Annotated in this window: 10 protein-coding genes; 9 read left to right on the top strand and 1 reads right to left on the bottom strand. The window is 72.1% G+C overall.

The genetic code is table 11. From position 1 onward, the window contains the following. Window positions 1-193 precede the first annotated feature (193 nt). From QC385_RS31000 to QC385_RS30985, 4 genes are all read left to right on the top strand, one after another. Window positions 194-3,112: a beta-N-acetylglucosaminidase domain-containing protein gene (locus QC385_RS31000; RefSeq protein WP_279544679.1), complete on the top strand. Its 2,919-nt coding sequence runs from the start codon at window positions 194-196 to the stop codon at window positions 3,110-3,112. Window positions 3,113-3,190: 78 nt separating this feature from the next. Beyond that, window positions 3,191-3,724 (top strand): PadR family transcriptional regulator, encoded by a 534-nt coding sequence (locus QC385_RS30995; protein WP_279544678.1) that lies wholly within the window; start codon window positions 3,191-3,193, stop codon window positions 3,722-3,724. Beyond that, window positions 3,721-4,407, top strand: a complete 687-nt coding sequence (locus QC385_RS30990) for an ABC transporter ATP-binding protein (RefSeq protein ID WP_279544677.1) — start codon at window positions 3,721-3,723, stop codon at window positions 4,405-4,407. Before QC385_RS30995 ends, QC385_RS30990 begins: the two co-directional genes overlap by 4 nt. A gap of 106 nt (window positions 4,408-4,513) precedes the next feature. Then, the gene (locus QC385_RS30985) at window positions 4,514-5,869 is read left to right on the top strand and encodes an FtsX-like permease family protein (protein ID WP_279544676.1); all 1,356 of its coding nucleotides are present in this window, start codon (window positions 4,514-4,516) and stop codon (window positions 5,867-5,869) included. 129 nt (window positions 5,870-5,998) lie between these two features. On the opposite strand, the gene QC385_RS30980 is transcribed toward QC385_RS30985, so the two are convergent. Continuing rightward, complete coding sequence (locus QC385_RS30980; protein WP_019760491.1) at window positions 5,999-6,535, bottom strand: HNH endonuclease; 537 nt, start codon at window positions 6,533-6,535, stop codon at window positions 5,999-6,001. A gap of 312 nt (window positions 6,536-6,847) precedes the next feature. Here QC385_RS30980 and QC385_RS30975 point away from each other — a divergent pair, with 312 nt between their 5' ends. From QC385_RS30975 to QC385_RS30955, 5 genes are all read left to right on the top strand, one after another. Continuing rightward, entirely contained in the window at window positions 6,848-7,951 is a 1,104-nt protein-coding gene (locus QC385_RS30975; protein WP_279544675.1) for a mechanosensitive ion channel family protein, read from the top strand. Between the two features lie 305 nt (window positions 7,952-8,256). Continuing rightward, window positions 8,257-9,468: an ROK family transcriptional regulator gene (locus QC385_RS30970; RefSeq protein ID WP_279544674.1), complete on the top strand. Its 1,212-nt coding sequence runs from the start codon at window positions 8,257-8,259 to the stop codon at window positions 9,466-9,468. Between the two features lie 58 nt (window positions 9,469-9,526). Further along, on the top strand, window positions 9,527-10,864 hold the full coding sequence (locus QC385_RS30965; RefSeq protein WP_279544673.1) for an ABC transporter substrate-binding protein: 1,338 nt from the start codon (window positions 9,527-9,529) through the stop codon (window positions 10,862-10,864). Between the two features lie 21 nt (window positions 10,865-10,885). Next, window positions 10,886-11,830, top strand: coding sequence for a carbohydrate ABC transporter permease (locus QC385_RS30960; protein ID WP_279544672.1), 945 nt, complete (start codon window positions 10,886-10,888; stop codon window positions 11,828-11,830). Continuing rightward, on the top strand, window positions 11,827-12,720 hold the full coding sequence (locus QC385_RS30955; RefSeq protein ID WP_279544671.1) for a carbohydrate ABC transporter permease: 894 nt from the start codon (window positions 11,827-11,829) through the stop codon (window positions 12,718-12,720). The genes QC385_RS30960 and QC385_RS30955 overlap by 4 nt, the downstream gene beginning before the upstream one ends. Window positions 12,721-12,725 lie beyond the last annotated feature (5 nt).

Below are 12,725 nucleotides of genomic sequence, written 5' to 3'. Positions count from 1 at the left end.
CGGCTATCGCAGCCCTACCCAGTCGAGGCGAAGGCAGACACCCCAGGCCGAACATCGTGCTTCTGCTCACATTCCACTCTCCTCCACTCCCTCCAGAGTCCGGCAATTCGGTCACAACGGCCACTCTCGTTGACACCCTCACCGGGCGGGTGGTGGGCTCGTTCCACCGGTCGAACACCTGTGGAGGGGGCCTGTGGGACTGCGGCGTGGGAAGCGGGCGGCGGCTCTCGCCGTCGCCGTCGTCGCCGGAACCCTCGGCGCCCCGCCCGCCGCGGTGGCGGCACCGCCCGTCCCGGAAGCGACCGCGGCACCCCCCACCTCCGACGCCGCCCGTCCGGATCTCTCCGTCTGGCCGCGCCCCCAGTCCCTGCGCGCGAACGGCGCACCGGTCGCGGTCACCGGCGAGGTCGCCCTGATCACCGACGCGCAGGCGGACCCTCCCCCAAGTTCTCGGCTTCGCTCGAACAGGGGGGACCCCCATGCCGTCGAGGCCCTGCGCGACCTGCTGCGGAAGGCCGGGGCCCGTCGCATCACGGACTCCGCCGCGCCCGGGTCGCTGGCCGTGCGGGTGCGGACGGAGCCCGTCCGCCGGGACGACCGCCGCGCCCTCCCCTCCGGGGGATACGAGCTGTCCGTGGGCCGGGGCGGCGTCCTGCTCACCGGAACCGGCGAGGACGGCCTGTTCCACGCGGTCCAGACGCTGCGGCAGCTCCTGCGGCCCGACCGCACGATCGCCGCCGCGGTCGTACGCGACTGGCCCGGCACCGCCGTGCGCGGCATCACCGAGGGCTTCTACGGCACCGCATGGACGCACCGGCAGCGGCTCGGGCAGCTCGACTTCATGGGGCGCACCAAGCAGAACCGCTACTTGTACGCCCCCGGTGACGACCTGTATCGGCAGGCCCGCTGGCGTGAGCCGTACCCGGCGGGGCAGCGCTCCGCGTTCCGGGAGCTGGCCGAGCGGGCGCGCCGCAACCACGTCACGCTCGGCTGGGCGGTGGCCCCGGGCCAGGCGATGTGTTTCGCGTCGGACGACGACGTGCGCGCCCTGACACGCAAGTTCGACGCCATGTGGGCGCTGGGCTTCCGCGCCTTCCAGCTCCAGTTCCAGGACGTCAGCTACAGCGAGTGGCACTGCGACGCGGACGCCGGCCGGTTCGGCTCCGGCCCCCGGGCGGCCGCGCGGGCGCAGGCCCGGGTGGCGAACGCGGTGGCCCGGCACCTGGCGCAGCGGCATCCCGGGGCCGCCGGTCTGTCACTGATGCCGACCGAGTTCTACGAGGACGGCACGACCGACTACCGGCGGGCCCTGGCGAGCTCGCTGGACACGCGTGTCGAGGTGGCGTGGACGGGCGTCGGGGTGGTGCCCCGCACCATCACGGGCGGCGAACTGGCCGACGCCCGGGAGGCGTTCCGGCATCCGCTGGTCACGATGGACAACTACCCGGTCAACGACTACGAGCCCGGCCGCCTCTTCCTCGGCCCCTACCGGGGCCGCGAGCCGGCCGTCGCCACCGGCTCGGCCGCCCTGCTCGCCAACGCGATGCAGCAGCCCGAGGCGTCCCGCATCCCGCTGTTCACCGCCGCCGACTACGCCTGGAACCCGCGCGACTACCGCCCCGGGGAGTCCTGGCGCGCCGCGATCGCCGACCTGGCGGGCGGGGACCGGCGCCGCGAGGAGGCCCTGGCCGCGCTCGCCGGGAACGACGCGTCGTCGGTCCTCGGCGAGGAGGAGTCGGCGTACCTGCGCCCGCTGACCGAGGCGTACTGGCGGGCCCGTACCGCGGGCGGGGCCGAGGGGACCGGCCCGGGGACGGACGGCGACGCCGCCCGGCGGCTGCGCGAGGCGTTCACCGTGCTGCGCGAGCTGCCCCGGCGGCTGGCGGGCACCGGCCTCGCCCCGGAGGTCGCCCCCTGGTCGGAGCAGCTGGCCCGTTACGGCGAGGCGGGTACGACCGCGCTCGGCATGCTGGACGCGCAGCGCGCCGGGGACGCAGCGGCGGCCTGGACGGCGTACCGCGAACTCGGCGCGCTGCGGGCCCGGCTGGAGCCGGCGCCGGTCAAGGTCGGCACGGACGTCCTTGACCCGTTCCTGGGGCGGGCGCAGAAGGCGTACGCGGCTTGGTCGGGCATCGGCCACGAGCCGCCCCCGAGCCCCGGCGACCCGGGCGACGGCCGCACCCTGCGCTTTTCGCACCCCCGGTCCCTGGCGGCCGTGACGGCCCTCACCGACCCCGGCACCGAGGGCGACGTCGAGGTGCACGTACCGGGCCGGGGCTGGCGGCGGGCCGGCCGGCTGGCCGCTTCGGGGGCGACCGAGGTGCGGGCCGGGCAGCGGGTGGACGCGGTGCGGGTCACCGGTCCCGCGTCCACCCGCGTGCGTCACCTGGTCCCGTGGTTCGCCGACTCCCCCGCCACCTCTCTGGAGCTGACGCGCGACCGCGTGGACGCCGAGACCGGCAGGACGCGGCGGCTGACGGCCGGGCTGGGCTCGCTGCGCCCGGTCGACGCCCGCGGCAGGCTCACGGTCGAGGCACCCGAGGGCGTGCGAGTCCGGGTGCCCGGGTCCGAGCTGGCCGTGCCGCGCGGCACGAAGGTGGAGGTCCCGGTCGAGGTGACCGTGGAACGCGGTGCGCCGAAACGGTCCTACGACATCCGGCTGGGCTTCGCGGGAGCCACCCGGACGCTCACCGTCCGGGCCTTCCCGCCCACCGGCGGCCCCGACCTGGCCCGCACCGGCACGGCGCGTTCCTCGGGCGACGAGACGCCCGACTTCCCCGCGGCGGCGGCGAACGACGGCGACCCGGACACGCGCTGGTCGTCCCCGGTCGACGACGACGCCTGGTGGCAGGTCGAGCTGCCCCGCCCGGTGCGGCTCGGGCAGGTCGTGCTGCGCTGGCAGGACGCCCACCCCTCGGCGTACCGCGTCCAGGTCTCGCCCGACGGCCGCCACTGGCGCACGGCGGCCGCGGTTCGGGACGGCAGCGGCGGCGACGAGAGCGTCCGCATGGACGAGCGCGACGTGCGCTTCGTACGGGTGCGGGGCGAGAAGCGGGCCACGCCGTACGGGTATTCGCTGTGGTCGGCGGAGGCGTACGCCGTCACGGACTGAGCCTTCGGAGGTTCCGCGACGGAGTTCTCCGGCCCCCGCTATTCACTCAGTACATGTACTCAGTACATAATGATCCCCATGAGCACCCGCCACATCCTGCTGGGCCTGCTCGCCACGGGTCCGAGCCATGGCTACGACCTCAAGCGACGCCACGACGAACGGTTCCCGCAGGCCCGGCCGCTGGCCTACGGGCAGGTCTACACGACCCTCCAGCGCCTCGTCCGGGACGGCCTGGCCGCGGTCGAGGGCACCGACTCGGACGGCGGCCCGGAGCGGACGACGTACCGCGCCACGGAGGAGGGGACGCGTGAACTGTCCCGGTGGGCCGGGGAGATCGCGCCGCCCGCGCCCTTCGTGGCGAACGAGATCTTCGCCAAGGTCGTGGTCGCGATCCTCTCGGGCGGCGACCCGGCCGCGTACCTGAGCGCCCAGCGCGCCGCCCACATGGAGCGGATGCGGGAGCTCACGGCGGTCAAGGCCGCCAAGGGCGCCGACCTCGCGACCGTGCTCTCGGCGGACTACGCCCTCAACCACCTCGACGCCGACCTCCGCTGGATGAGCACCACGGCGGCCCGGCTCACCACCCTGACCGCGGAGGTCGACGCAGCATGAGCAGACCCGTGCCTCTTCTCTCGGCGAGCGGACTCACCAAATCGCACGGCAGGACACCCGCGCTGCGCGGCGCCTCGGTCGACCTGCACGGCGGCGAGATCCTCGCCGTGACCGGCGCGAGCGGCAGCGGGAAGTCCACGCTGCTGCACTGCCTGGCCGGGATCGTCCGGCCCGACGAGGGCTCGGTGTCGTACGACGGCCGGCGGCTGGAGGACCTGCCCGAGAAGCGGCTGAGCGAGCTGCGGCGGACCGAGTTCGGCGTGGTGTTCCAGTTCGGGCAGCTCATCCCCGAGCTGACGGCCCTGGACAACGTCGCCCTGCCGCTGCTGCTGGCCGGCACCGACCGGGCCCGTGCCCGGGCCCGGGCCGGTGAGTGGCTGGAGCGGTTCGGCGTGCGCGGGCAGGAGGACCTGCGGCCGGGCGAGATGAGCGGTGGCCAGGCCCAGCGGACCGCACTGGCCCGGGCCCTGGCCACCGGCCCGAAGGTGGTCTTCGCCGACGAGCCGACGGGGGCCCTGGACTCGCTCGCCGCCGAGCAGGTCATGACGGCCCTGGTCCACACGGCCCGCGAGTCGGGCACGGCGGTCCTGCTCATCACCCATGACGCCCAGGTGGCGGCGTACGCGGACCGGGAGGTCCAGCTGCGGGACGGCGCTGTGACTCCGCTGGGGGTGACGGCATGAGGACCTGCGTGCGCCTGCCCCGGGAGCCGCGCCCCGGCTCCGCCCGTCGGGCATCCGAGTCCGGGCGACCGACCCGCGGCACCGGCCACCGCCCGGAGGTGACGGCATGACATCCCTGCGTTCCGATCTGCGTCTGGCCTGGGAGCTCACCCGTGGTTCCGATCGAGGCGAATGGTGGCGGGTCGCGCTGACGGTGACGGGCGCCGCGCTCGCGACGGGGTTCGCGCTGGCCGCCGTCGCCCTGGCCGCGCTGCGGGGCAGCTACCGGGTGCCCGTCGCCGCGGGCCTGCTGAACGAGCCCGGCACGCGGTCCGGCGTGATCGTCGGCCTGCTGCTCCTGCTCGTGCCCGTGCTGGGGTTCCTCGGCCAGTGCGCCCGGATCGGCGCCGTGCACCGCGACCGGCGGCTGGCCGGGCTGCGGCTGGCCGGGGCGACACCCTGGCAGGTCCGGCGGATCGCCGCGCTGGAGACCGGCCTGGCCTGTCTGCTGGGCTCGGCGGCCGCCACCGTCCTGTCGGTGCTGGCCCTGCTGCGCCAGTGGGACCGGCCGACCGCCCTGGCCTGGGCGGGGATCGCCCTGGTCGCCGTCGCCGTACCGGTGCTGGGCGCGGTGGCGGGCGCACTGGCGCTGCGCCGGGTCGTGGCCTCCCCGCTCGGCTGGGTGCGCCGGGTCGGGCCGCGCAGCGGACGGGGGCCCGGACTGCTGTTCCTGGCCGGGGTCCTGCTCGTCGCGGTGCTGGCGCTGCTGACCGTGGCCACCACCTCCACGGCCGCCCCCAACCGGCCGAACGGCGGGCCGCCGCTGCAACTGATGGGCGTGGTCCTGGCGGTCGGCGCGGGCGCGGTATGGCTCTCCGGGGCCACCGCGAAGGCGACCGGGCGGATCCTCGCGCCCCGGGCCCGGTCGGCGGCGACGCTGATCGCGGCGGAACGGCTGCGCGACGACCCCTGGTCGGCCGCCCGCACGCACGCGGCGGTGCTGCTGGTGACGCTCGTCGCGACCGGCTTCATGGGTGTCCGGCAGGTGCTGAGCGACACGGTGCGCAGCTCACCGAACCTGTACATGTCCGCGTCCTACTACACCACCGGCCTCGACCTCACGGGCGCCGCCGTCGCCATCGCCTTCGCGCTCACCCTGTCGGGCCTCGCCGTCGGCACCGCCGAGTCCCTGGCCACCCGCCGCCGGGGCCTGGCCGCGCAGGCCGCCGCCGGGGTTCCGCACACGGTGCTCGGCCGGGCCCTGCTGCTGGAGACCGCGCTGCCGCTCGCCCCCGCCGTACTGCTCTCCGGCCTGGGCGGGACGGCCATCGGCGTCTGGTACGCCCTGCTCGCCGGCCGGCCGGTGCCCTGGGCGATCGCCCTGGTGCCCGTCGCCGCCTACGCCGCCTGCCTGCTGGCCGCGGCCACCTCACTGCCCCTGCTGCGCCGCTCGGTACGCCCGGGGGAACTGCGGTACGCGTAGGCGCCCTCCGCAGGGCGGGCCGGCCCGGGGGAACGGGGGTTCACCGGGCCGGTCGGCCGGCCGCACACGGCATCCGGCCGCACACGGCGATGACGAACGTCACGCGGCAATACGAAAGCCCGGATCCTCTCAGGCGGAAATGCCGTCGATCCGGGCCAAGGCGTCGTCCGCGCCGTACGGCTGCAAGTACGGCAGCCAGCGCGGGTCCCGATGGCCGGTCCCGATGATGCGCCAGGCCAGGCCGGTGGGCGGGGCGGGTTTGTGGCGCAGCCGCCAGCCGATCTCGAAGAGGTGCCGGTCGGCCTTCACGTGGTTGCAGCGGCGGCAGGACGCCACCACGTTGTCCCAGACGTGTTTGCCCCCGCGGCTGCGCGGGATGACGTGGTCGACGCTGGTTGCGACGCCACCGCAGTACATGCACCGGCCCCCGTCGCGGGCGAACAGCGCACGGCGGGTCAGAGGAACGGGCCCCCGATAGGGAACCCGGACGAATCGCTTGAGCCGGACCACGCTGGGTGCGGGGACTGTGACGGTCGCGCTGTGCAGATAGGCGCCGGACTCCTCGAGGCATACGGCCTTGTTCTCGAGGACGAGGACGAGCGCGCGGCGGAGCGGTACGACACCTAGCGGCTCGTACGACGCGTTGAGGACCAGGACGTGCGGCACGGATGCCTCCTTGGACGCCGGCGGCGCGTGGCTCGCGCCGGGACGATTCGTAGCCAGTCTCCCCTCATGCCTGGTGAAAGCGCCACCATGTCCCCGTAACGGGCTGGGAGTGTTTTCGACCACATCTGATTCATCCCCCGGACCATGGCCTGTTCAAGCCCAGGTGAGCACGGTCTCTCCTTCACACATCCTGCCGAAGCACACACAATGCCCCGTTAGTGTGGTGGTTCTGCCCCCGCGGTGACCCAGTCGTGACCTCGACCCCCTGAACCACCGCACCGGGGCGGACCGCTGTACTTGGAGGTACCTGCCGTGTCCCTGTCCGCTGTCCTGCTCGCCGTCGGCCCGTCGCCGTCGCCGACCCCCTCGGATACGGAGACCCCGAGAGTGCCCTCGCTCCAGGACGCCCAGGAGAGCGCGACGAACGCCGCCGGCTGGGTCGAGCAGAACTGGTCGACGTGGCTCGCGATCGGCCTGAGGGTCCTGCTCATCGTGGTGATAGCGGCAGTGCTGAGGGTCGTCGTCCGGCGGGCGATCACCAAGCTGATAGACCGCATGAACCGCACCGGCCAGTCCGTGGACGGCTCCGGGCTCGGCGGGCTGCTGGTCAACGTCGAGCGCCGTCGCCAGCGCTCGCAGGCGATCGGCTCGGTGCTGCGCTCGGTGGCGTCGTTCCTGATCATGGGCACGGCCGCGCTGATGGTCCTGGGCACCTTCCAGATCAACCTGGCCCCGCTGCTGGCCTCGGCCGGTGTCGCCGGTGTCGCGATCGGCTTCGGCGCCCGCAACCTGGTCACGGACTTCCTTTCCGGTGTCTTCATGATCCTCGAGGACCAGTACGGCGTCGGCGACACGATCGACGCGGGCGTCGCCTCCGGCGAGGTGATCGAGGTGGGCCTGCGCGTGACCAAGCTGCGCGGCGACGGCGGCGAGATCTGGTACGTCCGCAACGGCGAGGTCAAGCGCATCGGCAACCTGTCCCAGGGCTGGGCCACGGCCAACGTCGACGTCACGGTCCACTCCGGCGAGGACCTGGACAAGGTCAAGGCCACCCTGGACGAGGTCGCCGAGAAGATGGGCGCCGAGGAGCCCTGGAACGAGCTGCTGTGGGGCCCGATCGAGGTGCTCGGCCTGGACAGCGTGCTGCTGGACTCCATGGTCGTGCGCGTCTCGGCGAAGACCATGCCCGGCAAGTCCCTGACCGTGGAGCGCGAGCTGCGCTGGCGCATCAAGCGGGCTTTCGACGCGGCCGGCATCCGGATCGTCGGCGGCGCCACGGCCACGGCGGAGGAGACGCCCGCCGATCCGACGGCGGGGATGGCGCCCCCGTCGGTGTACGCGAACTCGGCGTCCCCGCAGTCGGCGGCGGCGTCCCCGCTCACGCCCGCCGCACCGCCGACGAGCACCACGAAGTAGCCGATCCGCGGCACGAGGAGGGCGGCACCCGGGTTTCCGGGTGCCGCCCTTTTCGCATGCCCGGCTTCGCATGCCCGTCGCATCCCCGGGTTCGCATGCCCGGGTTCGCATGCCCGGGTTCGCATGCCCGGGTAACGACTGCGTTGCCTGAACCGTCCCCTATTGACGCCCGCGCGGCACCGGGCTTACCTTCCTCCCCACCGATAGGAAACTTTCCTAACAGTGATCCGGCGCAGGTCGGCCGGATGGACTTCCCCGCCGGATCACTGAGAAGCTGAGCAGCCGAAGGGCAGGTGTGGACACGCATGGCAGGAACCGCCGGCACGCCGGGCACCCCGCGCGTCCTGCGCGCCATGAACGACCGGGCCGCCCTGGACCTGCTGCTGGAACACGGACAGCTGTCCCGCACCCGGATCGGCAAGCTCACCGGCCTGTCAAAGCCGACCGCCTCCCAGCTGCTGGCCCGCCTGGAGGCCGCGGGCCTCGTCCTGGCCACCGGCACCACCGAAGGCCGGCCGGGCCCGAACGCCCAGCTCTACGAGGTCAACCCGGCGGCCGGTTACGCCGCCGGACTCGACGTCACCCCCCGGCGGATCCTCGCCGCGGTCGCCGACATCACCGGCCGTACGGTCGGCCGCCACGAACTGCCCACCCCCGGCAGGCGCACCGGCACCCCCGTCGCCCAGCAGGTCACCGACGCCCTGGACGGCGCGGTGAAGGCGGCGGGTCTCGCCCGGGACGACATCCACCGGCTCGTCATCGGCACCCCCGGCGCCTTCGACCCCACCACCGGCCGCCTGCGCTACGCCTCCCACCTCCCCGGCTGGCACTCCCCCACCCTCCTGGACGAGCTCGCCGCCGCCCTGCCGATGCCGTTCGAGTACGAGAACGACGTCAATCTGGTCGCCCTCGCCGAACAGCGCCTCGGCGCGGCCCGGGACCACACGGACTTCGTGCTGCTGTGGAACCAGGAGGGCCTGGGTGCCGCCCTGGTCCTGGGCGGCCGGCTGCACCGCGGCTGGACCGGCGGCGCCGGCGAGGTCGGCTTCCTGCCGGTGCCGGGCACGCCCCTGGTCCGCCAGGTCACCAAGGCCAACAGCGGCGGCTACCAGGAGCTGGCCGGTTCCCAGGCCGTCCCGGGGCTGGCCCGTGAACTGGGCATCGAGGACATCCCCGCGGGCCCGTACGCCGAGGCCGCCGCACACCTGGTGGCCCGGGCCGCGGAGACCGACGACGAACCGCACCGCCGCCTCCTCCAGACCTACGCGACGCGGCTGGCCACCGGCCTGGCCTCCCTCGTCTCGGTCCTCGACCCCGAGCTCGTCGTACTGAGCGGTGCGTCCCTCACCTCGGGCGGCGAGGTGCTGCGCGCCCTCGTCCAGGCCGAGCTGGAGGAACTGGCCGCGTCACGCCCACGCCTGGTCGTGGGCGACGTCCGTGAACACCCCGTGCTGCGCGGCGCGCTGGAGAGCGCGCTCGCGACCACGCGCGACGAGGTCTTCGACACCTCCCGCTGACCCCGCCCACCCCCCTTCGGTAATCCCCTCCTTCCCCCGTGCCTCAGGGAGCCCTGTCATGCCCGGAATCTCCAGAAAAGCGGCTATCGCCCTCGCCGCCTCCGCCTCCATCGCCCTCCTCGCCACGGCCTGTACGGGCCAGGCGGACTCCGGCGCCTCCGACGACGCGTCCAAGGAGACGACCCTCAACTTCTGGCACGCCTGGAGCGCGCCCGCCGAGGTGAAGGCCGTCAAGGACCTCGTCGCCGGCTTCGAGAAGACGCATCCCTACATCCAGGTCAATGTCGTCGGCAACATGACCGACGACAAGATCAACCAGGCCCTGCGCGCCGGCGGCGGCAAGGCGCCGGACGTGATCTCGTCCTTCACCACGAACAGCGTCGGCAAGTTCTGCTCCTCCGGCGCCCTGGTGGACCTCGACCCGCTCTTCGAGAAGTCGGGAATCGACCCGGAGAAGACCTTCCCGAAGGCGATGAACGAGTACACGCAGTTCGAGGGAAACCGCTGTGCGGTGCCCCTCCTCGGCGACGCGTACGGCCTCTACTACAACAAGACGGCCTTCGAGAAGGCGGGCATCACCGGCCCGCCGAAGACCTGGTCCGAGTTCGAGAAGGTCGCCGAGAAGCTGACGATCCCGCAGGGCAACACCTACAAGCAGCTCGGCTTCATGCCGAACTACCACGGCTGGGAGACCACCACCGAGCACTACCTCGGGCAGTTCTCCCCCACGTACTTCGACAAGGACGGCAAGTCGAACGTCGGCAAGGACCCGGCCTTCGAGAAGGCGTTCACGATGCAGAAGAAGCTGGTCGACGCACTCGGCGGCTACCGCAAGCTGGAGACCTACCGCTCCAGGCTCGGCGACGAGTGGGGCCCCAAGCACCCCTTCCACACCGGCCAGGTCGCCATGCAGCTCGACGGCGAGTGGCGCCTGGGCATGGCCCTGGACACCAAGCCGGAGTTCGAGATCGGCGTGGCCCCGCTGCCCGTCCCCGACGACCAGGCCGACCAGTACGGCAAGGGCTACATCACCGGCACCATCGCCGGTATCGCGGCGACCAGCACGAAGCAGAACGCGGCCTGGGAGCTGGTGAAGTACATGACCACCGACACGGACACGGTGGTGAACTTCTCCAACGCCATCCACAACGTGCCGTCGACGCTCGCGGCCCTGAAGTCCCCGAAGCTGAAGTACGACCCGCGCTTCAAGACGTTCCTGGAAATCGCCGCCGACCCCAACTCCACCACCGCCCCCGCCTCCGTCAACGGCGGCGTCTACCTCACCACGATCCAGGAGTTCGGCTACGCCTACGAAAGCGGCAAGGCGACCGACCTCAAGGCCGGCCTGAAGAAGGCGGCCGAGCAGATCGACACGGACATCGCGCAGGCGAAGTAGGCCATGAAAACCGTGAGCACCGTGAGCACTCACACCCTGCGCGCGAAACACCGCCGCTCGACGCTCCGCACCCTCGCCTTCCTCTCCCCCTGGCTGATCGGCTTCTCGGTCTTCTTCGCCTACCCGCTGATCTCCACCGTCTACTTCTCCTTCATGCAGTACGACGGCTTCAAACCGCCGACATGGTCGGGCACGAAGAACTGGACGTACGTCTTCGAGCACTACCCGCTCTTCTGGCCCGCCCTGCGCAACACCCTGTGGCTGGTCGTCATCATGGTCACGCTCCGGGTCGCCTTCGGCCTGGGCGTGGGCCTGCTGATCACCAAGATCAAGACGGGTACGGGTGTCTTCCGCACCCTCTTCTACCTGCCGTACCTCGCCCCGCCCGTGGCGGCCACCATGGCCTTCGCGTTCCTCCTCAACCCCGGCACGGGCCCGGTCAACTCGATCCTGGAGAAGACCGGGCTCCCCGCCCCCGGCTGGTTCAACGACCCCACCTGGTCGAAGCCGGCGCTCACGCTCCTGGCCCTCTGGGGCATCGGCGACCTGATGGTCATCTTCATGGCCGCGCTGCTGGACGTACCGAAGGAGCAGTACGAGGCGGCCGAACTGGACGGCGCCGCACCCTGGCAGCGCTTCCGGTTCGTCACGCTCCCGAACATCTCCCCGATCGTCATGTTCGCGGTCGTCACCGGCGTGATCCAGACCATGCAGTACTACACACAGCCGCTGATCGCCGGAAAGGTCGCCTCGGGCGTGATCCAGGGCGCGGGCACCCAGTTCGAGCCCGGCTACCCGGACAAGTCCACGCTCACGCTCCCCCAACTCGTCTACAACCTGGGCTTCCAGCGCTTCGACTACGGCTCCGCCTGCGTGGTCGCCCTGGTCCTCTTCGCCCTCTCCATGGCCTTCACCGCACTTCTGATGCGCCGCAAGGGCGGTCTGATCCAGGCAGGTGACCGATGACCCAACTACTGGACAGGCCATTGGAGTCGAAGGCACCGCTCTCTCCGGCGGAACGCACGGCCCACCGCAGGGCGTTCCTGGAATGGATCGCGGTCCACTCCCTGGGCGTCGCGGTCGCCCTCTTCTTCACCCTCCCCTTCCTCTTCGTCCTCCTCACCTCACTCATGAGCGACAGCCAGGCGCTCAGCCGCGACCTGATCCCGGACACCTGGGAATGGGACAACTACCGAAGGGTCCTCGACACCCCCGGCTTCCTCACCTGGTGGCGGAACACCCTGTTCTACGCGGTCCTGGGCACGGCGCTCACGGTGGTCTCCTCGATCCCGGTGGCCTACGCCCTCGCGAAGTTCCGCTTCCGCGGCCGCAACCTCGCCCTGATGCTGGTCATCTCGATGATGATGCTGCCGCCACAGGTGATCATCATCCCGATGTACCTGTTCTGGGCGAAGCAGCTGGACCTGTCCGGCACGCTGTGGCCGCTGATCATCCCCATGGCGTTCGGCGACGCGTTCTCGATCTTCCTGCTGCGCCAGTTCCTCACCACGATCCCCGACGAGTACCTGGACGCGGCCAAGGTGGACGGCTGCGGCGACCTGCGCACCCTCCTGAAGGTCGTCCTCCCGATGGCGAAACCGGGCATAGCCGCCGTGGCTCTCTTCCAGTTCTTCTACGCCTGGAACGACTACTTCGGCCCCCAGATCTACGCCTCGGAGAACCCGGGCGCCTGGACTCTCTCCTACGGCCTGGAGTCCTTCAAGGGTGCCCACCACACCGACTGGAACCTCACCATGGCCGCCACCGTGCTGGTGATGGCCCCCGTGATCCTCGTGTTCTTCTTCGCCCAGAAGGCGTTTGTAGAGGGAGTCACGCTCACCGGAGTAAAGGGTTAAACGCA

Origin of the sequence: Streptomyces sp. DH10 (genome assembly GCF_029813805.1) — a bacterium.
In the GTDB taxonomy this organism is placed as follows: Bacteria; Actinomycetota; Actinomycetes; order Streptomycetales; family Streptomycetaceae; genus Streptomyces; species Streptomyces coeruleofuscus.
This window is presented reverse-complemented; position numbering and strand designations above follow the sequence as displayed.